This window comes from Rhodococcus sp. B7740 (genome assembly GCF_000954115.1).
Lineage (GTDB): Bacteria > Actinomycetota > Actinomycetes > Mycobacteriales > Mycobacteriaceae > Rhodococcoides.
Genome location: NZ_CP010797.1, coordinates 4551623 through 4571137 on the forward strand (window position 1 = coordinate 4551623; position 19515 = coordinate 4571137).

The following is a 19515-nucleotide window of genomic DNA, read 5'->3' on the forward strand; positions in this document are numbered from 1 at the left end:
CCTAGGCGGCGACCAGTCGTCCGGAATTGGCCTTGCGGGTTCCGCCGATCGCGCGGCACACGAGGTAGATCACGAAGGAGATGGTGGTGACGAACGTCGAGACCGGCAGGCCGGGAGCAAGGGAGAGCAGGATGCCGCCGACGGCGGCGATCTCGGCGAAGACGATGGACAGCAGCGTCGCCTTCAGCGGGCTTGCCGTCACCCGTGCGGCGGCCGCGGCCGGGGTGATGAGCAGCGAGAGCACCAGCAGCGCGCCGACGATCTGCACGCCCAGCGCACAGGCGACACCGACGAGCACGGCGAACACCACCGAGAGTGCGCGGACGGGGACGCCGCGGGCCAGCGCCACCTCGGGGTCGGTGCTGGCGAACAGCAGCGGACGGTAGACCACGGTGAGGACGATCAACACCAGGACCGCGCACACCAGCAGAAGCTGAATACCGCTCTGTCCGACGCCGACGATCTGGCCGATGAGCAGCGAGAAGCTGGTGCCGGTTCGGCCCGGGTAGAGCCAGATGAACAGCACCGACAGGCCGAGACCGAAGGACATGATCACGCCGATGACCGAGTCGCGGTCGCGGGCCTTGCTGCCGAGCAGGGCGAACATGACCGCCGCGACCACGGACCCGACGATGGCTCCGAGGCCGACGGTGATGCCCACGAGCAGTGCCGCGGAGGCACCGGTGAGCGAGAGCTCACTCGATCCGTGCACCGCGAACGCCCACTGGCGGCTGACGATCAGCGGACCGAGTGCGCCTGCGAGCAATCCGAGGATCGCGGCGGCGAGCAGTGCCTGCTGGACGAAGTCGTAGGTCAGCAGATTTGCGGTGGTATCGAAGTCGAGCATCTTCGAGAATGCGTCGAGAACCTTCTCGTTCATGCCTTGTCTTCTCTGTCGTGCGGCACGGGTGGATGGTGGGCTCCTGCCGAGCCGAGCGCGTCGATCGAGTCGCCGGTGCCGACGACGATGAGCCGGCCGCGAACTTTCAGTACCTCGACTTCGGTGCCGTACAGCTCGGAGAGCACCTCGGTGGTCATGACTTCCTCCGGCGTTCCGATACGGAACCGGCCGTCGACGATGTAGACGATGCGATCGACGAGCGGCAGGATCGGGTTGATCTCGTGGGTCACGAACAGCACTGCGGTGTCGTGCTCCCGTCGTCGACGATCGATGAGGCTCGAGACCAGAGATTGGTTGGCGAGGTCGAGGCTGAGCAGGGGTTCGTCGCACAGCAGGACCGACGGATCGCCGACGAGTGCCTGGGCGATACGCAGCCGCTGCTGTTCACCGCCGGACATCGAGCCGACCGGCGCTCCGGCGAAGGAGTTGGCGTCGACCTGATCGATCGCGCGCTGCACCGTCTCCTTGCGCTGCCGCATGCCGCGCAGGCCCATTCCCCACCGATGACCGTCCCAGCCGAGCCCGACGAGATCGCGTCCGCGCAGGGGGAGATCGTCGTCGATGTTTCGTTGCTGGGGCACGTAGCCGACGCCCGACTGGCCGCGACGGACGGGATTGCCGTCGATCGCGGCCGTGCCGGATGTGAGGTGATTCTGACCGAGCAGCACCTTCAGCAGAGACGTCTTGCCCGATCCGTTGGGGCCGAGAACGGCGACGAACTCGCCCTTCTCGACCGTCAGGTCCAGGTTCTGCCACAGCGTGCGCTCGCCGAACGCCAGTCCGGCATCGCGCAGTTCTACAGCAGGCATGTACTACAGCTTTCCATCAGCCGGTCCGAGATCAGGAGTCGGATCGGCTCAAGGGGCCGTTGCGAGGGCGGCCTGCAGATCCGTCGCTGCCTTGGTCTGCCACTCGATGTACGTCATCCCGGCGGGCAGAGTCTCGGTGACCTCGACGACGGGGATGCCCGCGGCCTCGCTCGTGGAGCGAATATCCTGCGTCACAGCATCTTCGGTCTGGATGTTGTAGATCAGAGCGCGGACGGACTTCGAGGTGAACAGATCACGCGTCGCGGCGATCGAAGCGGGCGACGGGTCGTTGCCCTCCTCGATGGAGTCCTTGAAGTCCTCGGGAGTGCGATCGTCGAGTTCGGATTCCTCGATGAGGTAGTGCGCGATCGGCTCGGTCTGCGCCACCGGTGCACCCGGGTGATCGGCAGCGATCTTCGCCGTCACGTCGGTGATGCCGTGTACCTGCTCGTGGAACGTTTCGGCGTTGGCGGTGTACTGGGCAGCGTTGTCGGGGTCGAGCTGACCGAGCTTGTCGGCGATCTCCTCGGCGGTGTGCGCTGCGACCTCGGCGTTGTACCAGACGTGTTCGTTGACCTCGCCGTGCGAATGGCCGTGATCGTCCGCTGCCTCTGCCTCGGCCGTCGCGTCGCCGGAGGTGGGCTCGGACTCGTGATCGTGGCTCTCGTCGAGCAGGGTGTACGCATCGACCGACGGCACGTCCTTGCCCTCGGATCCGAGGATGTCCTCGATGAACTGGTCGTAGCCGCCGCCGTTGTAGACCACGAGCGACGCCTCGGCGACGGCAGCGGCGTCGGCCGGGCTGGCCTCGTAGGAGTGCGGATCGGCAGAGGGATCGGAGATGAGCGAGGTCACTGTGGCCAGGTTGCCGGCCACTGCCTCGGCAACGCTTCCCCAGACGTTCGTCGACGCGACGATCGTGATCGGTCCGTCGACGGGGGTGGCCGGGGCAGACTCGGTGCTCGCGGAGTCGGTTGAGCTGCATGCGCTGAGCGTGAGGGCTGCGGCGCAGGTCAGGCCGAGTGCGGCCGTGAGTTTGGTCCGGGACGCGCGACGGATGGACGACATCGATGTACTCCTGAAGGGCAAGGCTTGACGCTAATGGAAACCGTTACCGTTGTACTCTAGCGTTCGATTGGCCTTTGTTCGAATCGGACGAAGGCGACCTCGAGTTTCTCTGCGGTGCGTTGTGGGACTAACGTCCCGGTTATGGCCAGGTCGAGCGAACCGCGACGTCAAGCGACGTTGGCGTCGATCGCAGCCGAGCTGAAGGTGTCGCGCACCACCGTCTCGAACGCCTACAACCGACCCGATCAGCTCTCCCCCGAACTTCGCGAACGCGTCCTCCAGGCCGCCAAGCGTCGCGGCTACGCGGGCCCCGACCCGGTCGCGCGATCACTGCGCACCCGCAAGGCCGGCGCCATCGGACTGCTCCTCACCGAGGCGCTGAGCTACTCCTTCCGCGACCCCGCCGCGATGAGCTTCCTCGCCGGACTCGCCGAATCCTGCGAGGCCGCCGGACAGGGACTACTGCTCATCCCCGCCGGTGCCGAACGCGACGACGTGCAGGCCGCCGCCGTCGTGCAACAGGCCGGAGTCGACGGGTTCGTCGTCTACTCCGTCGCCGACGACGACCCGTACCTCGCTGCGGTTCGCGAACGTCATCTGCCGATCGTCGTCTGCGACCAACCCCGCAACATCCCCGAAGCCGCCCTCGTCGCCATCGACGACCGGGGCGCAATGAAAATGCTTGCCGCACATCTCATCTCGCTCGGACACGAGCACCTCGCGGTCCTGTGCATGCGGCTCGGACGCGACCGTCGCGACGGCGTCGTACCCCCGGGGCGGCTGGCGGACAGTCACTTCCACGTCCAACGAGAACGGATCGCCGGAGTCCAAGCCGCGATGATCGACGCCGGACTCGATCCCGACATCCTCACCGTCGTCGAACGCTTCGACCACACCGTGCGCTCCGGCCACTCCGCCGCCGCCCAAGCCCTCCAGGCAAACCGCGAGACCACCGCGCTGCTCTGCACCACCGACGTCATCGCCCTCGGCGCACTCAACTTCGCCAGAGTCTCCGGAATCGATGTGCCGAGCCAACTCTCGGTCACCGGATTCGACGGCATCTCCGACGCCATCCGCGAGAACCTCACCACCGTGCGCCAGGACGCCGAGGAAAAAGGCCGTCGAGCGGGCAAACTGGTGCTCTCGTCCTCGCACTCGGGCATCGTCGCCGCCGAAACCCTGCCGACCGAACTCTTCCGCGGCCGAACCGCTGGACCGCCGCCGGAACAACCGCCCGCAATCGCCTGACCTTCGCCGCCGCCGCTCGCTCCGCTCGCCTTCGCGTCAATGGACCATTGCACGGCTCAGACGTATGCAATGTGCCATTCACGCAGCGGACCCCCGTGGGTGAATGGACCATTGCACGGCTCAGACGTATGCAATGGTCCATTGACGCGGAGCGGAGCGGTGCGGGGGTCAAGCAGGCTGGGCGCTGAGCAATCTCGCGCAGCGCAGCAGACCGAGGTGACTGTAGGCCTGCGGATGGTTGCCGAGGGAGCGTTCGGCGATGGGGTCGTATTCCTCACTGAGCAGTCCGGTGGGGCCTGCGGCACTGACGAGTTGGGCGAACAGGGCTTCGGCTTCGGCGCGCTGTCCCACCAGAAGGTATGCCTCCACCAGCCAGGCCGCGCACAGGTGGAAGCCGCCTTCGCCGCCGGGGAGTCCGTCGTCGTGGCGGTAGCGGTAGACGGTCGAGCCGCTGCGCAGTTCGGCTTCGGTGGCGGTGACGGTGGCTGCGAAGCGCGGGTCGGCCGGGTCGATCAGTCCGGACAGCCCGATGAACAGGGTCGCGGCGTCGAGGTCGGTGCCGTCGTACGCGGCGGTGAAGGACTGCACCTCCTCGTTCCAGCCGTTGGCGAGTACTTCCTCTCGGATGGTCTCGCGCAGGGGTGCCCAGCCGGGTTCCGTCGTACGGCCGAATGTTTCGGCGAGTCGGATGGCGCGATCGACGGTGATCCAGCCCATCACCTTGGAGTAGACGTGGTGGCGGGGGTTGTCGCGGATCTCCCAGATACCGTGGTCGGGTTCGAACCAGCGACGTTCGACGGCTTCGACCATGGCGCGGACGAGTTCCCAGTCATCTTCGGAGAGAACGTGTTCCGATCCTGCGGCCTTGCGTGCGTGGGCGAGGGCAGACACCAGTTCGACGATGGGGCCGAACACGTCGAGCTGAACCTGTTGGTTGGCAGCATTTCCCACCCGTACCGGACGCGAACCGGCGTAACCGGGCAGCTCGTCGATGACGGCCTCGGGTGGCAGGCCGAGGCCCCAGATGGTGTACAGCGGGTGCAGGCGTTCGGGACCCGACACCGACTCGAGTACTCCGTGGATCCAAGATAGGTAGTTCTCGGCCTCGGCCGTCGAGCCGACGTCGACCAGTGCTGCCGCCGTCAGCGCCGCGTCGCGCAGCCAGCAGTAGCGGTAGTCCCAGTTGCGCACTCCGCCGATGTCTTCGGGTAGCGAAGTGGTGGCGGCCGCCATGATCGAACCGGACTCGGCGTGCACCAGACCGCGCAGAGTCAGTGCCGATCGCTTCATCAGATCGCGCTTGAGCGGCGGCAGATCCAGGCCGTCGGCCCAGTCCTTCCAGTACGCCTCCGATGCCCGACGACGCTCCACCTCGGCCCACGGGTGCTCGCTCAGATCATCCGTTCCGAGCCGCAATTCGAGAACGATGGGTCCGTTGGAGGGATCGACCTCGGCGTGCGCGGTTTGCTGGGATCCATCGGAGACGATGTTCCAGACGACGCCGGGGCTACGCAGCACCATCGGATCCGCGGTACCGAGGACGCGTAGGCCGTCGGCGTCGGGTTCCAGTGACGCCCATGCCTTTCCGAACTCCGGACGTGGCGCGAAGGTGACCACGGCGGTGGCCTTGCCGGTGATGACTCGCGTCAGCGCGGTCTGGCCCTGGCCGATGTCGTGCGGCAGGTAGTCGGTGACCTGCAGGCTGGCCCACTTGGTCTGCACTGTCATCGTGCCGTCCACGTACTGCTGACTCAGCGGGAGCGACGCGCGGGTGGGTCCGACGCTGAAGTGGCCGGCCTGATCGCCGCCGAGCAGGTGCGCGAACACCGCTGCCGAATCGGGTTCGGGGTGACACAGCCAGGTGACGTCGGCGTCGGGGGTCAGCAGTGCAACGGCATTGGGGCTGGCCAACATCGTCAGTCGCTCGATACGCGGGGCGTCGGCTCCCGAGAGCCACTGGCGTCGCTCTTCGAGCAGAAATGCCAGGGCGAGCGCGACCTGCTCGGTGCTGTCGATGCGGAACTCCGCCAGGGTGTCTCCCGGTCCGATCTTGACGCCGATGTCCGGCCCGTGCAGGTGTCCGAACGCCTTCTCGTCGGTGACGTCGTCGCCGAAAAAGACTGCGGCAGTAGCGGCTTCCTGGTGGCGAAGAATGTCGAGCGCGACGCCCTTGTCGGTGACGATGACCGCCAACTCGATGACGGACTTGCCCTCGGTGACCTGCACCCCGTCCCGCGCAGCCGCGCCGGATCGCACGGCCGCGAGGGCTTCGTCGCCTGCGGCGGTCTCGGCGTTGCGGACGTGCAACGCGACGCTGGCCGGCTTGGTCTCGATACTCACGCCTGGATGGGCGTCGGCGATGGCCTGCAGTTCGCCGGTGATGACGGTGAGGAGCTTCTTGGCGTTGTCGTCGATGGCGTTGACGAACCCGGCGTCGAACTCGCTGCCGTGGCTGCCCACCAGCTGCACCTCGGACGGCAGCCGCGAGAGGATCGCGAGATCACGCAGGGCGCGTCCGGAGATGACGGCGGCGTTGGTTCCGGCCAGGGAAGCGAGCCCGCGCATGGCGCTGACCGACTCGGGGTGTGGGAACGCCTTCTGCGGGTCGGAGACGATCGGCGCCATGGTGCCGTCGTAATCGGACGCGACGAGCAGACGCGGAGTCCGAGCTACTCCAACGAGTGCGCGGCGAAGTTCGAGCGGCAATTCGAGAGCAGTCACCCGTCGAATCTAGGCGATGAACCCCGCCTCGGCGTACCTGGCTTTGTGCGCTCGGTGTATCACTGCTGGTCGGGCACCAGACCGGGCGACGGCGTCACACCCGAGGCCGCCGACATCGATGCAGCTGACTTGGTGACGATGGCCAACATGGCTCGCTGTGCGGCGTCGGCGTCACCGGACTGGATCGACGAGGCGACCACCCCGTGCAGTCGAATTGCCTCCGGGTCGGCCTGCCTCGACATCAGGGCATGGCGGGTACGTCCGGCGAGTACCTCGACCACGATGTCGGACATCGATCGCAACATCGGATTGCCCGACGCCGCGAGCAACGTGCGATGAAAATTGCAGTCGTGTTCGAGGTAGGCCTCGGAGTCGGCTGCTCTCGACGTCGACGACATTCCGATGACGGCGGCGGTCAACGCCCCGCATTGCTCGGGTGTCGCTCGGTGGGCGGCCAGCTTGGCTGCCAAAGGTTCGATCCCCGAACGTAATTCGCTGAGCAGTAGCAACTGTTCGGCGCGAGCCGGCCCGGCCAGTTGCCAGCGGATCACCTCCGGGTCGAGTGAATTCCAGTTCTCCGAGCCCTGCACGGTGATTCCGACGCGACGACGCACCGTGAGCAACCCCAGCGACTCGAGAACGCGCACGACTTCCCGTACGACGGTCCGCGACACGGTGAACCGCACGGCGACGTCGTCTGCCGAGATTCGGGTCCCGCTCGGGATCGCACCGCTGACGATGTCGCGCCCGAGCTCGTCGAGCACCGAATCGTGCAGTTGGCGGAAGTCGTTGGTCTCGCTCATGTCCGGTCGATCGTCCCACGGGTTGCCCGGTTTCTCGCGTCTGTCCGATCCAGGCGGGCGCGATGGAGCAGTATCGAGGGATGGCATCGCAGACGACAGGTAGAGCACATCATCCGGTACTCGTGGTGATGGGAGTGTCCGGATCGGGCAAGTCCACGGTGGCGGGCATCCTCGCAGGTGCACTGAAATGGGACCTGCAGGAGGGCGACGACCTGCACCCGGACGCCAACGTGGCCAAGATGGCGTCGGGTCAGCCGCTGACCGACGAGGACAGATGGCCGTGGCTGGACGTGATCGCGGAATGGATCACCGACCACACCACCACGGGGCGATCGGGGATCGTGACGTGCTCGGCGCTCAAGCGGACGTATCGGGACGTGCTGGCTGCCGGGTCGAGGGAGGGGGCGGAAGTGATCTTCGTGCACCTGGCCGGAACGAAGGATCGGATCAGCGGTCGCCTCAACGCACGGATGGACCACTTCATGCCGTCGTCGCTGCTCGACACCCAGATCTCGACCCTCGAGCCGCTGGGCGACGACGAGAACGCCATCGTCGTCGACATCGGTCCGCCCCCGACCAAGATCGCCGAGCGCATCCTCGTCGAACTCGAGACGCGGGCCGGGATGTCGGAGAGTCACTGACCGCCGGTTTTCAAGCAAGCGCGCTTGCTTTTAAGTACTACGAATGGACAAAAGAACTTGTAAAAGTACGACGAATGCGAGATAGTGAGCTTGTTCACTTTTCAGTGAGGAGACAGCTCATGGTGCGAGGCGCACCCGCCAGGCCGGTCCAACTTCCCGTTCCCAACGCCGATGTCTGGGACTGGCAACTCGACGGTCTGTGTCGTGGACTGGACTCGTCCGTGTTCTTCCACCCCGAAGGCGAGCGAGGTCGCGCCCGCACCTCGCGCGAGAAGTCCGCGAAGCAGGTCTGCGGCCGCTGCCCGGTACTCGAACAATGTCGCCAGCACGCACTGGAGGCCAACGAGCCCTACGGCGTGTGGGGCGGAATGTCCGCGCACGATCGCGCCGACTTCTACCGCGGAGCCATCCGGACCGCTTGATCCCGCCGGGGCATACGGGTGCGCTGCAGACGCGCGCGCATGTGCCGAACGCGGTCGTAATTGTCAACGCGCACATGGCAATTACGCGTGCTGCTGGCAAACGCGCTCGCGTTTGCGGGGACTGGTTCGCAGTGCCTTCGAGCCCTGACCGTCGCGGGCTCGACCGAACTTGTCGGTGGTCTCGTGTTCCATGACGACCCATGAACAAGGTCCTGCGTGCGACGCTCGTCAGTGCGGTCGTCATCACCACCGTCATCGGAATCGCGTCGTTCGTGCTCAGTTTCGCCGCACTGTGGGATCTCGCCACGATGGCAGGCGTTCCGCGCTCACTGTCCTGGCTGTGGCCGGTGATCGTCGACGGCACCATCCTGCAGGCCACCATCTCCGTCATCGCCTTGGCTCAATTCGAGGAGCAACGCAGTGGTCGACGCTTCTTCTGGGGCGTGCTGATCACGGCCGCTCTGGTCAGTATCGGCGCAAATGCCATGCACGCCTTCATCTCCGACGCCGGCACGCTGCATCCGGCCCTGTCGGCGGCCATTGCGACCGTCGCCCCAGTGAGCCTGTTGGCCGCGACCCACGGACTCGGCATCCTCGTTCGGGTACCGGCGGAACTGCCGAAGACCGCAGGCATCGCCGACGAACAACCCGTCGTGGACGAGGTGGCCTTCGCACCGAGCGCCGAACCGGCGACGCGTGCGCCCGAACTCACCACCCTCGAGACGCCGGCACCCGCGCCGACGAAGCGCGTCGAGCCGGTCCACACCGAGCCGGAGTACATCCAGCCGGTCCGCGTCGAGCAATCCGTGCCCGAATCTCCCGTCACCTCGGTGCGCACGGTCGAGCCGCTCGACGAGGTGGATCGATGGATTCTCGACGAAGAACGAGTGGACGATCTCTATCCCGTCGACGCTCCGTGACATCCGGTGGCACCATCGAAGGATGAGTCAGAACTTGCCGAGATCCGTCGTTCCCGAGAAGCCGAAGCCGGGCCAGGAGTCGGTGTGGGATTACCCCCGCCCACCGCGGCTCGAGTCCTCCAACCGATCGCTGGTCGTCCGTCTAGGCGGTCAGGTGATCGCCCGCACCACCGCCGCGTACCGAGCGCTCGAGACAAGCCACCCACCGACCTGGTACATCTCATGTTCGGACGTGGTCCCGGGTGCGCTGACGCCCTCGGACGCCCGCTCGACGCACTGCGAGTGGAAGGGTGCGGCGACGTACTGGGATGTGCACGGAGGCGACGCAGTGGCACCGGCGGCGGCGTGGAGTTACGAGAACCCGACGCCACGGTTCGTCGACATCGCCGGCTACCTGGCCTTCTCGCCGAGCCGCGTCGAATGCGAGATCGACGGTGAGGCCGTGCGACCACAGGAAGGCGGGTTCTACGAGGGCTGGATCACCGACGATGTCGTCGGGCCGTTCAAGGGAATCCCCGGCTCCTACGGGTGGTGAGGGCTAACCGCCGGGCAACTCTGCGCGGGTGATGATCTGAATCGAACTCGCCGCACCGGGGTCGCTACCGGTCACCAGCACGTCCCCGGTGCGCGGATCGACGGCGACGGAATTGGCCTGCGTCACCGTCGGAACGTCGCCCAGAGTCCGAGGAGCGGCTGGATCGGACACGTCGACCACCCGCAGGAGATTCGACGCTGTCAGCGTCACGAACAGCAGCCGGCGTTCGGGATCGACGGCGAGCCCGTAGGGGTTGCCGGGCGCATCGATCGACGCGATCTGGCGAATGCCTCCGGCGGTGTCGACCAAGGCGAGAAGGACCGTGCCGCCGTCGGTGTCGGCGAACCCGGCCACCGTCTGATTCACCGTCACCGCGTGCGTGAGCTTGACCCCGATCGGAGCCTGCGCCACCTCCTGGCGCGTCGCACCGTCGTAGACCCACACACCGTTGCCCTGCACGTCCGCGACGGCAGCGTAGGGACCGAGAGCGGCGACTCCACCGGGTTGGACGGGCCCGGGCGGAAGCTCCGACACCACCGACCCGTCGCGGAGGAAGATCACTCCGCCACCCATTTCGTTGGTGGCCACGATGGTGCCGTCGGAGGTCTGCACGGCGTCGTGTGGTTGACGGCCCACCCCCGTGGCGGTCGACAGGATCGCGCCGTCGTCGAGTGAGATCTCGAGCAGTTCGTCACTGCCTTCGAGCGGAACCAACACCGGGCCGTCGGGACCTGCGAGCGAGAGATGGCGCGGTGCACCCGTCGTCGCGACCATCTGGCGCACGACACCGGTGGCCGCATCGAACAGCACCACCCCGTCGGGCTCACGTACCCCGGCAGCTGCGATGCCGGACGAGCCGACCACGACACCCTCGGGAGCACCAGGAAGGGCGACGACGGTTCCGATCGGGTCGGCCGAGTCCGGGGCCTGTGCCGGCTCGGCCGCCGGAGTCGTTGCGGGAGGCGCGGTTTCGTCGACAGTGTCGGCAGAGCAGCCGGTCACCAACAGGAGCGCGGCCGCAACCGTCACCAGGCGTGCCCGCATCATCGGCGGTACTGCTCGAAGTGCAGGGCGTCGTCGAGAGGACGGCGGGTGCGCCACCCGAAGCGCTCCAGATCGGGAACCTCCTGGAACGATTCGACCGGACCCACACACAGCCACGCGATGGGGCGAACCGGTGCGGGGATGTCGAGCAGTTCGGTGAGATAAGCCTCGTCGTAGAAAGAGACCCAGCCGACGCCGACATTCTCGGCTATCGCTGCGAGCCAGAGATTTTCGATGGCCAGTACGGCGGAGAACAATCCGGTGTCGTCGACGGTGTCGCGGCCGAGGACGTGCCGCCCTCCACGGCCCGGATCGTAGGTGACCACCACCCCGGTTCCGCTCGTCTCGATTCCCTCGATACGGATGGGGTCGAACGTCTTTCGGCGTTCGGCATCGAGCTTGTCCGCGAAGTCCTGTCGGCAGCCGGCCACGTGGGCGGCGAAGGCGCTCAGGGTATCGGGCTTGCGGACGATCACGAAGTCCCAGGGTTGGGTGTTGCCGACGCTCGGGGCCTGATGCGCGGCACCGAGGATGCGGCGCAGCGTCTCGTCGTCGACGACGGTTCCGTCGAACTCGGCGCGAACGTCGCGGCGAGATCGAATGGCTGCATACACCGACAGGGCTGCCTCGGTCATGATATCCGTTCTCCTGTAACACTTCTCAGACGTTCGTCGAGCTCGGCGACGAGGGCGGGCAGTCGATCTGCCGAGGTGGGCCGGCCGAGGTGGAAACCTTGTGCCCGACCGCACCGGAGCTCACGCAACGCCGTCATCGTCATCTCGTCCTCCACGCCCTCGGCCGTCACCGACAATCCCAGAGTACGGGCCAGTTCGACGGTCGAGCGCACGATGGCGGCGTGCGCGGGATTGTGGGCCATGCCGGCGATGAAGGCGCGATCGATCTTCAACTCCTGGACCGGCAACCGCTCGATGTAGGCAAGTGAGCTGTAGCCCGTGCCGTAGTCGTCGATGGCGACCTGCACACCCATCGCGTGCAGAATCGACAGCTTCTCGGTCGCGCCCACCGGGTCGGTCATCGCCGAGGTCTCGGTGACTTCCACCGTCAATCGCCACGGAGGACAGTCGAATTCGGTCAGCGCCGTGCACACCTGCTCGATCAAGGTGTCGTCGAACAGATTTCGAGTCGAGATGTTGACAGCGATGCTCAGGTCGAGACCGTCGGCCAGCCATTGCCTGCGTTGGGCGAGGGCGTGCGTGAGAACGTAGTTCGTCAGCGGCCGGATCAGTCCGGTACGTTCGGCGGTGGGCAGAAATGCGCTGGGGGACAGGACGTTGCCGTTCGGGTGATGCCACCGCAGCAGTGCTTCCACGCCGACGACGCTCATCGTCCTGAGGTCGACCTGAGGCTGGTAGTGCAGCCGCAGCTGGTCCGATTCGAGTGCTGTGGTGAGCTCGCCGAGCATGATGAGTTGCTCGCTCTTGTCCCGGTCCATCGATCGGTCGTAGTACGCAATGCGCGACTGAGCGGCTTTCGCCGTCTGGACGGCGAGGTCGGCGCGCTGCACGAGGCGATCCGGTGTGGTCTCCTCGTCGCCCTCGGTAGCCGGCGAATTGGACGCGACACCGACGCTCGCCTCGATGAGCAGAGTCATGTTCTCCACCTCGAAAGGCGTGGCGAATTGCTGTTGAATCTCCTCGGCCAACGCGGCCGGGTCCATCGATTCCGCCGGCCCGCACAGCGCGAACTCGTCACCGGCCAAGCGCGCCAGCAGAATCGAGTCGTCGACGATACTTCGTAGGCGCTCGGCGACCACCACGAGAACCCGGTCGCCCAGGCCGCGCCCGAACGTGTCGTTGATCTCTTTGAAACGATCGATATCGACGGTCAGCAATGTCGATCCGCCGGCATTGCTCCAGACCTGATGTTCCAGCGCGCGCAAATTGGCCAACCCGGTGAGGTGATCGGTGTCGGCGACTGCACGCAACTGCACCGTTTGAGTGTGCAGCAACCGCAACAGATCGGTGATGCGAAACACCACCAGGATCACCAACGCCCCGGCACAGAGCAGAACTGCCCAACCCCACTGCTCGATCGGTTCGTCGCGAACGACTTCGATGAACATGACGATCGGTGCGGTCAATGTGGCCGCAGTGAGCACGACGACAGTGGGGGTGGTGAACGACGCCATCAGATGTGCGTCGGATTCGATGTTCGGGTTGGTGATGCGGCGCATCGACGGGTGCAGGGCGGCGACGCCGATCAGGACGTAGGACAGGGTCCATCCGACGTCGAACAGCGACCGCTGGGACGAGGACGCGGGCATGATCGCGAAGTTGTTGACGGTGTCGGTGACGACGAGCAACAACACGGCGCAGGTGAGCAGTCGGTAGGACAGGGCTCGCCATTGTCGTGATCCGACGAAGTGGGCCAACAGTCCGAGCAGGAAGATGTCCATCGCGGGGTACGCGACGTCGACGAGTCCGCCCAATCCGGAGATTCCTTCCGCGCCGAGCGTCGGCTGGACGGCGAAGACCCAGGTGAGCAGTCCGAAGGCCACCATGATGATGGCACTGTTGGCGACATGCCCACGCTCACTGGCCCGCCACTCGTGGCGGGCCAGCAGAAACAGGCCGAAACCGTAGATCGGATAGCCGACGAGGTACAGCGCATCGGCGATCGAGGGATACGGCACGCTGCCGCGAGTGACGTGGATCCACTCGAACACGATGTCGCCGAGCACCCACAGTGCGGTTCCGGTGGCGATGGCCAGCCAGGCTCTGCGGTTGGCGGGCCGGTGCATCCTGGTACCGATCACGGTGGCAGCGACGGCGGACGCTCCGACGAGTACGAAGACCGACTGAGCCCAGACGATCGTGGGGACGAGGAAGTAGACGACGCAGCCGACTGCGCCGAGCGCTGCGTACCACCGCCACCAGGCCGTCACGATTTTCTCCAGCCGTTCACGCCGATCCGACGGCTTCAACAATGTCACACTGACGTGATGTAGGTCACCTGCACTCGCGTCCCGTGACAGAAGTATGCCTCAGCGCTACGATCGATTATCGGTACGAAACTGTTTCGATTCGATAAGGGGGCACGGATGAACGGCGACGCCCCACGTCGGTCGAGGGTGAGTATGGAGCGCGAGGGCGAGTTTCTCGACGCTGCGCTGCTCTGCCTCGGGGAGGTCGGTTACGACTCGCTGTCGATGGACCTGGTTGCCGAACGAGCGCAGTGCAGCAAAGCCACCCTCTATCGGAGGTGGTCGAGCAAGGCCGAGCTGGTGGTCGCTGCCATCGAATCGGTGGGCCCCCCGCCGTTCGTGGGCATCGATACCGGCGACCTTCGTGGAGATCTGCTCGAGCTGATGCACCGGGTGTCCGAGGGGGCGGAGCACGATCAACGTTTCGCCGCGGCGATCCACCATGCGGTGATGGTCGACGAACAGTTGGCGGCAGCGGTGCGGAGAACGTTCCTCGAACCCGAGGCTCGATTCCTCGAGTCGGTCGTCATGCGTGCGGTGGAGCGGGGGGAATTGTCGACCAGACCGCCCGCTGCCGATTTTCTGCAATACATGGTTTTCAGCGCGATCATGACGGGGCCATTGACCGATGCCAAGCCTTTGGATTCGGAATACCGAACCCGAATCATCGACGAGGTCATTCTGCCGGCCCTGCGCTCGGAGACTCGCTGATCGCGAGCCTGTTCGGTCGGAGTTACGTTGCCTGCAGTGAACAATCGAAACTCTTGCACTGCAACATGATAAGAAAATATGACCCTCCCCGACGTCCGAAGTGGCTGTCGGGTATTCGTCGTGGATCGACTGTGTGCTGCCAGGCTTCTCACGGCTGAATTGGCAGGAAACTGCCAGCTTCCTGTATGGAATTTCCGGACCGAATGTCTCTATGGTTAACGGCATCCGAACAAACGGTAAACAGCGAGGATTTACGCCGGTGCGCGGGCCGAACCACCCCCGGTAACCAGTGCGAAATTCGATACAACTCGATCGGAATGCGATGAATTTCAACATTCAAGACCTGAGCGGAACGTTCTCGACGTTCGATATCGTGGTGTCTCTGACACTGTCGTTCGTCCTGTCGGCCATCATCGGCTGGGTCTATCGACTCACCCACAAGAACGTCTCGTACAGCCAGTCCTACGTCCAAACTCTCGTCACGGTGGGCATGGTCATCAGCCTGATCATGCTGGTCGTCGGATCGAACGTGGCACGGGCGTTCGCCCTCGTCGGTGCTTTGTCCGTCGTCCGATTCCGCAACGCCATCAAGGAAACTCGCGACGTCGGCTTCATCTTCCTCGTGATGGCAATCGGCATGGCCACGGGAACTCGCTTCTACGTGTTGGCGATCGCGGCAACGTTCGCGATCTGCCTGGTGATGGTGGTGATGAGCAAGTTCGACTGGTTCAAGCTCGATGTGCAGCGTCAGGTCGTCAAGGTTCAGGTGCCACCCGACGCCGATTACACCGATCTGGTCGAGGACGTACTGATCAAGTACTGCAAGGAGTTCGAGCTTGTCAGTACCGAATCGGTGAGATCGGGTGCACTGACCGAGCTGTATTTCACCGCACAACTGCGGTCCGGCAAGAAGCCCGGTGAGTTGATCGCTGCCCTCAGTGAGGTCAACACCGGACAACGGGTTTCGGTACTCACCGGATACGACCAGACGGATATCTGATCGTGGCCGACCCGAACACGAACTTTCCCTCCGCTCCGACGACCCTGCGAAGGAGGTTGATCCATCGAATTCCTCGGAGGGTCCGGCAGCACTGGAAGATCGCTGCCACGCTCCTGGTGTTCGTCGTGGTGATGGCGACCGTGTTCGGGTCGACCCGGATCCGCCCGTACATCACCGGCGATGCAACCGTCATCGCGTCGGAGATCACCGAGAACGTCCAGGGCACGGTCGGCCTCTTCGATCCCACTGTGTCGCATTCGATTTCGCTCGACATCGATGCCGGTGACTACCAGACCCTGAAGGACTCGTTCCAGAACGAGGGTGTCAAGGAATCGGTACCCGCCGACATCACCATCGACGGGACTCTGATCTCGGACGTCGGTATTCGACTGAAGGGCAACTCGACGCTGAGTTCGCTGAGCAACGATGACGGCACGATGCCGGGACGCGGTGCCGGCAATGCCGGCGCGGAGCGCGCAGCACCCCCTGTGAACGGCGCAACCATGCCCGAGGGCGCGGCGATGCCCGATGGCGCGGCCATGCCTGACGGCGCAGCCATGCCCGAGGGTGCGGCGATGCCCGAGGGTGCGGCGACGCCGGAGGGCGGGGGAATGCCCGGGGGAGCCGGGTTGGCTGTGTTCGGTGAACCGCTCAGTTTCGATGCGCCCGAGGATCTTCCGTTTCTGATCGACTTCGCCGAGTACTCCGAGGGGCGGGCGTATCAGGGTCACACCACGCTCTCGCTGCGGCCGTACACTCCGGCGTTGAACGAGTCGGTCTCTCTTGCGATCACCGACGCTTCGGACCAGCCGACCCAGGACTTCACCTACACCACGTACTCGGTGAACGACTCGGCCGAGACGACGCGACTGGTGGTCGTCGCTCCCGATGACGACTACGCCAATTCTCTGGAGGACGGCGACGGGGTGTTGTACAAGACCGGAGCGAATGCGACCTTCACGTATCAGGGTGACGATCAGACCACCTATGCAGAGCAGTTCACCCAGATCAATGCCCGCGGGACAGCGGACCTGCAACCGATCATCACGCTGTTGAAGTGGCTCGACGGTGCAGACCAGGCCGAGTTCGATGCGCATCTGGCCGACTACGTCGACGTCGACTCGCTGGCGAATTATCTTGCACTGCAGAACTTGCTGGGCAACGGCGACGACATGGGCGGACCGGGAAAGAACTTCTACCTCTACTACGACCTGGACACGAAAAAGTTCTCCGTCGTGTCGTGGGATCTCAATCTGGCTCTGAATTCCGATTCCACCGCCGGGGCCCACGACGAAGTCTCGATGATTCCCGGTGGCGGAGGGGCAGGCGGTGGCATGCCGCAGCTGCCCGAGGGCTTCACCCCACCGGAGGGAGTGGAGCTCCCGGAAGGCGGGGGCATGCCCGAAGGTGGCCCGATGCTGGGTAATTCGCTCAAGGACATGTTCTTGGATTCGACGGAGTTCACCGACGAGTACGACACTGCGTTCCGCACGATCTACGACGAGTTGTGGGCCAGTGGCCGGGTGCTCGACATCGTCGACGAGGTCGCCGCGTCCGTTCCCACGTCGGCCGGTCTCTCCCAGGAGGACATCGATGCGGATGCTGCGGAATTGAAGTCACGGCTGCAGATCCGAATCGACGCACTCGCCGACGATCCTGTTGTCACGGGATCGTCGTGATGTCCCGGCGGTCAGCGCAGGGTCAGGGTGTCCGCCGGGGAAACCTCGCGGCGGGGGTCGCGCAGCGGCAGTCCGTTGAGCAGGACCATGCCCTCCATCACGAAGGAGGCGGCCTGCGCGAGCGTGCGCGCCGTACCCGTGGCCACCAGCAACTCCGGAACAGAGGTTCGACCGTTCATGAGCCGATGTTGCTCCCGGGTGGTGACGATCGCCGCTCGTTCGCGTGGCGGTCAGCCGACGCGTGGGTGAACAACAGGAATCGACGCGTGGGTCGGACTGTCGCCGCATGTGGGATCGGTGTGTCGGTTCTCGCGTCGTGCGGGGTGACCCAACCGGAATCGGCGGCGGCATTCGAGACCTGGTGTACTCCGACCGATCCGGGACTGTCCGAGCTCTCGGGCCTGGCGTGGACGGGCGATACCGGATACGCGATAGGAGATCGCGGCAGCGACGACCGGCTGGCGGTGCTCGACCGTGCCTGCGAGGTCACGAGGTGGGTCGAGGTCGGGGTCGAGACGGTCGACGTCGAGGACATGGCCGTCGATCGTGCGGGGATCGTGTGGCTCGCCGACACCGGTGACAACGACAGCGACCGCGACAGCGTCACGCTGATCGGTGTCGATGTTCGGTCCGATCGGCGGACCTCCGTCTCTCTGCGCTACCCGGACGGCGCACACGACGTCGAGGCGTTCGCTCTGACGCCCAGCGGGCAACCGGTGTTGATCACCAAGGTCTCGGGCGGTGCGTCCGCCACGATATACAGCAGCGCCGAATCCGTCACCACCTCTCCGCAATTGATCGATCTTGCTCGCAATGGAACGGTGTCGGCGACGGCACCGGACGGATCGAGCAGGCCGATCACCGGGGCGGCCGTCGATGCCGATGCCACTGTGGGGGCACTGCGAACGAAGAAGGATCTGCTCGTCTTCGATATCGCCGACGGCGATGTGGCCGCGGCATTCTCGGGCGCTCCCACCGGTGTTGTCGAGGGCCCCGATCAACCACAGGGCGAGGCCGTCGCCTTCACCGACGCGGGTGAACTGCTGCTCGCGTCCGAGGCCGACGGAGCTGCCGAACTGCCCGCCGTAGTGCTCGCTCCGTTCCACCGTTCGTAGGAAGAAGGAACTCTCATGAGTCTGTTCGACAAATTTCGACCCAAGGCCGCACTGGAGAAGCAGGGTGCGTCGCCGGAGGACCTGACCACCGAGCCCACCGGTTACCAGCAGACCGCCAGCAAGCTGCACTCGTTCAACCGGTACGAGATCAAGTACTTCGTCGCCGAGGCAGACGTCGCGCAGGTCCGTGAAGAGCTGACGGCGCGGATGGACACCGATCCGTTCTCGCCGAAGGGCGGTTACCCGGTCACCTCGCTGTACTACGACACCACCGACCTGCGGTTCTACTGGGAGAAGATCGAGGGCCTGAAGTTCCGACGCAAGGTGCGGGTGCGCCTGTACGGGGCACCGTCGGAGTGCACGGACGACACACCGGTGCAGATCGAGATCAAGCAGCGCGTCAACAGGGTCACGCAGAAGCGTCGAATCTCGTTGCCCTACGACGTTTCTCAGCGGTGGTTGAACGGACGTGAGGAGATCGACTGCGACCCGAGTCAACGCCCGTTCGTCAACGAGGTCAGTACGTTGATCGCCAATCTCGACCTGCGTCCGATGGTGACGACCGGCTATCTACGCGAGGCGTACGTCGGACGCGAGGCCGATCTGGGGCTTCGGGTCACCATCGATCACAAGGTGCACGGACGCGACCGCGACTTCCGCTTCGACTCCGGCGCCGAGAATCGGTTCATCATTCCGCCCAAGCTCGCCATCCTGGAGATCAAGGCCAACGAGCGGGTTCCGTACTGGGTGACCGATATGACGGCTCGCATGAACATGTCCGTCATTCGCGTCTCGAAGTACTGCCAGTCCATCGAGGCATTCGGAATGGCACCCCGATCACGCGCCGGTGCACCCGAACTCGTGCTTCCCGCCGATTCCGACCATCGCGTGCCGTCGGATCTACTCGAGCCATACGCCGGCGCTCGCCGGTAGCCGACTCACCTCTAGGAGCCG

Annotated in this window: 19 protein-coding genes; 10 read left to right on the forward strand and 9 right to left on the reverse strand. The window is 65.2% G+C overall.

Going from position 1 to position 19515, the window contains the following annotated elements:
• Position 1: 1 nt before the first annotated feature.
• From NY08_RS21190 to NY08_RS21200, 3 genes are read right to left on the reverse strand one after another with little or no spacing between them, the layout of a single operon-like run.
• Positions 2-880, reverse strand: a complete 879-nt coding sequence (locus tag NY08_RS21190) for a metal ABC transporter permease (protein WP_032397186.1) — start codon at positions 878-880, stop codon at positions 2-4.
• A complete protein-coding gene (locus NY08_RS21195; protein ID WP_032397185.1) occupies positions 877-1710 on the reverse strand; it encodes a metal ABC transporter ATP-binding protein in 834 nt (277 codons plus the stop codon). Before NY08_RS21195 ends, NY08_RS21190 begins: the two co-directional genes overlap by 4 nt.
• Positions 1711-1758: 48 nt before the next feature.
• Positions 1759-2778, reverse strand: a complete 1020-nt coding sequence (locus NY08_RS21200) for a metal ABC transporter solute-binding protein, Zn/Mn family (protein WP_045198621.1) — start codon at positions 2776-2778, stop codon at positions 1759-1761.
• 141 nt (positions 2779-2919) lie between these two features.
• Between NY08_RS21200 and NY08_RS21205 the strand changes: the two genes are divergently transcribed.
• A complete protein-coding gene (locus NY08_RS21205) occupies positions 2920-4026 on the forward strand; it encodes a LacI family DNA-binding transcriptional regulator (protein WP_045198623.1) in 1107 nt (368 codons plus the stop codon).
• 168 nt (positions 4027-4194) lie between these two features.
• Here NY08_RS21205 and otsB read toward each other — a convergent pair whose 3' ends face one another.
• Both otsB and NY08_RS21215 read right to left on the reverse strand, forming a co-directional pair.
• Positions 4195-6747 (reverse strand): trehalose-phosphatase, encoded by a 2553-nt coding sequence (gene otsB / locus NY08_RS21210; RefSeq protein ID WP_045198625.1) that lies wholly within the window; start codon positions 6745-6747, stop codon positions 4195-4197.
• A gap of 59 nt (positions 6748-6806) precedes the next feature.
• A complete protein-coding gene (locus NY08_RS21215) occupies positions 6807-7550 on the reverse strand; it encodes a FadR/GntR family transcriptional regulator (RefSeq protein WP_045198627.1) in 744 nt (247 codons plus the stop codon).
• A gap of 80 nt (positions 7551-7630) precedes the next feature.
• Here NY08_RS21215 and NY08_RS21220 point away from each other — a divergent pair, with 80 nt between their 5' ends.
• The 4 genes from NY08_RS21220 to NY08_RS21235 all read left to right on the forward strand — a co-directional run bounded on the left by NY08_RS21220 (position 7631) and on the right by NY08_RS21235 (position 10068).
• Complete coding sequence (locus tag NY08_RS21220; RefSeq protein ID WP_032397181.1) at positions 7631-8191, forward strand: gluconokinase; 561 nt, start codon at positions 7631-7633, stop codon at positions 8189-8191.
• Positions 8192-8310: 119 nt separating this feature from the next.
• Positions 8311-8613 (forward strand): WhiB family transcriptional regulator, encoded by a 303-nt coding sequence (locus NY08_RS21225; protein ID WP_032397411.1) that lies wholly within the window; start codon positions 8311-8313, stop codon positions 8611-8613.
• A gap of 200 nt (positions 8614-8813) precedes the next feature.
• On the forward strand, positions 8814-9533 hold the full coding sequence (locus tag NY08_RS21230) for a DUF2637 domain-containing protein (RefSeq protein WP_045198629.1): 720 nt from the start codon (positions 8814-8816) through the stop codon (positions 9531-9533).
• Positions 9534-9555: 22 nt separating this feature from the next.
• Entirely contained in the window at positions 9556-10068 is a 513-nt protein-coding gene (locus NY08_RS21235) for a DUF427 domain-containing protein (RefSeq protein WP_144407409.1), read from the forward strand.
• A gap of 3 nt (positions 10069-10071) precedes the next feature.
• Here the strand turns inward: NY08_RS21235 and NY08_RS21240 are convergent, their stop codons facing one another.
• From NY08_RS21240 to NY08_RS21250, 3 genes are read right to left on the reverse strand one after another with little or no spacing between them, the layout of a single operon-like run.
• A complete protein-coding gene (locus NY08_RS21240; protein WP_235386985.1) occupies positions 10072-11115 on the reverse strand; it encodes a hypothetical protein in 1044 nt (347 codons plus the stop codon).
• Positions 11112-11732 carry a 5,6-dimethylbenzimidazole synthase gene (gene bluB, locus NY08_RS21245; protein WP_179273151.1) on the reverse strand — a complete coding sequence of 207 codons (621 nt, stop codon included), beginning with the start codon at positions 11730-11732 and terminating at the stop codon, positions 11112-11114. The genes NY08_RS21240 and bluB overlap by 4 nt, the downstream gene beginning before the upstream one ends.
• Positions 11733-11743: 11 nt before the next feature.
• Entirely contained in the window at positions 11744-14017 is a 2274-nt protein-coding gene (locus NY08_RS21250) for a putative bifunctional diguanylate cyclase/phosphodiesterase (RefSeq protein ID WP_045198633.1), read from the reverse strand.
• 156 nt (positions 14018-14173) lie between these two features.
• On the opposite strand from NY08_RS21250, the gene NY08_RS21255 reads away from it, so the two are divergent.
• The 3 genes from NY08_RS21255 to NY08_RS21265 all read left to right on the forward strand — a co-directional run bounded on the left by NY08_RS21255 (position 14174) and on the right by NY08_RS21265 (position 17446).
• Positions 14174-14767 carry a TetR/AcrR family transcriptional regulator gene (locus NY08_RS21255; protein WP_045198634.1) on the forward strand — a complete coding sequence of 198 codons (594 nt, stop codon included), beginning with the start codon at positions 14174-14176 and terminating at the stop codon, positions 14765-14767.
• A 322-nt stretch (positions 14768-15089) separates the two neighbouring features.
• Positions 15090-15767, forward strand: a complete 678-nt coding sequence (locus NY08_RS21260) for a DUF4956 domain-containing protein (protein ID WP_032397174.1) — start codon at positions 15090-15092, stop codon at positions 15765-15767.
• Positions 15768-15769: 2 nt separating this feature from the next.
• A complete protein-coding gene (locus NY08_RS21265; protein WP_327205177.1) occupies positions 15770-17446 on the forward strand; it encodes a CotH kinase family protein in 1677 nt (558 codons plus the stop codon).
• An 11-nt stretch (positions 17447-17457) separates the two neighbouring features.
• Here NY08_RS21265 and NY08_RS26140 read toward each other — a convergent pair whose 3' ends face one another.
• Positions 17458-17625, reverse strand: coding sequence for an RNA-binding S4 domain-containing protein (locus NY08_RS26140; RefSeq protein WP_155290818.1), 168 nt, complete (start codon positions 17623-17625; stop codon positions 17458-17460).
• A gap of 87 nt (positions 17626-17712) precedes the next feature.
• Here NY08_RS26140 and NY08_RS21270 point away from each other — a divergent pair, with 87 nt between their 5' ends.
• Positions 17713-18561, forward strand: a complete 849-nt coding sequence (locus NY08_RS21270) for a hypothetical protein (protein WP_144407410.1) — start codon at positions 17713-17715, stop codon at positions 18559-18561.
• A 15-nt stretch (positions 18562-18576) separates the two neighbouring features.
• Positions 18577-19494, forward strand: coding sequence for a polyphosphate polymerase domain-containing protein (locus NY08_RS21275; RefSeq protein ID WP_045198636.1), 918 nt, complete (start codon positions 18577-18579; stop codon positions 19492-19494).
• The last annotated feature ends 21 nt before the right edge of the window (positions 19495-19515 follow it).

What these genes read in the sequence shown, in the direction of transcription:
- NY08_RS21225 (WP_032397411.1), top strand. Translation starts at nt 8,311, where the DNA reads ATGGTGCGAGGCGCACCCGCCAGGCCGGTCCAACTTCCCGTTCCCAAC.
- NY08_RS21220 (WP_032397181.1), top strand. Translation starts at nt 7,631, where the DNA reads ATGGCATCGCAGACGACAGGTAGAGCACATCATCCGGTACTCGTGGTG.
- NY08_RS21205 (WP_045198623.1), top strand. Translation starts at nt 2,920, where the DNA reads ATGGCCAGGTCGAGCGAACCGCGACGTCAAGCGACGTTGGCGTCGATC.
- NY08_RS26140 (WP_155290818.1), bottom strand. Translation starts at nt 17,625, where the DNA reads ATGAACGGTCGAACCTCTGTTCCGGAGTTGCTGGTGGCCACGGGTACG.
- NY08_RS21235 (WP_144407409.1), top strand. Translation starts at nt 9,556, where the DNA reads ATGAGTCAGAACTTGCCGAGATCCGTCGTTCCCGAGAAGCCGAAGCCG.
- NY08_RS21275 (WP_045198636.1), top strand. Translation starts at nt 18,577, where the DNA reads ATGAGTCTGTTCGACAAATTTCGACCCAAGGCCGCACTGGAGAAGCAG.
- NY08_RS21195 (WP_032397185.1), bottom strand. Translation starts at nt 1,710, where the DNA reads ATGCCTGCTGTAGAACTGCGCGATGCCGGACTGGCGTTCGGCGAGCGC.
- NY08_RS21230 (WP_045198629.1), top strand. Translation starts at nt 8,814, where the DNA reads ATGAACAAGGTCCTGCGTGCGACGCTCGTCAGTGCGGTCGTCATCACC.
- NY08_RS21260 (WP_032397174.1), top strand. Translation starts at nt 15,090, where the DNA reads ATGAATTTCAACATTCAAGACCTGAGCGGAACGTTCTCGACGTTCGAT.
- NY08_RS21240 (WP_235386985.1), bottom strand. Translation starts at nt 11,115, where the DNA reads ATGATGCGGGCACGCCTGGTGACGGTTGCGGCCGCGCTCCTGTTGGTG.
- NY08_RS21255 (WP_045198634.1), top strand. Translation starts at nt 14,174, where the DNA reads ATGAACGGCGACGCCCCACGTCGGTCGAGGGTGAGTATGGAGCGCGAG.
- NY08_RS21190 (WP_032397186.1), bottom strand. Translation starts at nt 880, where the DNA reads ATGAACGAGAAGGTTCTCGACGCATTCTCGAAGATGCTCGACTTCGAT.
- NY08_RS21215 (WP_045198627.1), bottom strand. Translation starts at nt 7,550, where the DNA reads ATGAGCGAGACCAACGACTTCCGCCAACTGCACGATTCGGTGCTCGAC.
- NY08_RS21200 (WP_045198621.1), bottom strand. Translation starts at nt 2,778, where the DNA reads ATGTCGTCCATCCGTCGCGCGTCCCGGACCAAACTCACGGCCGCACTC.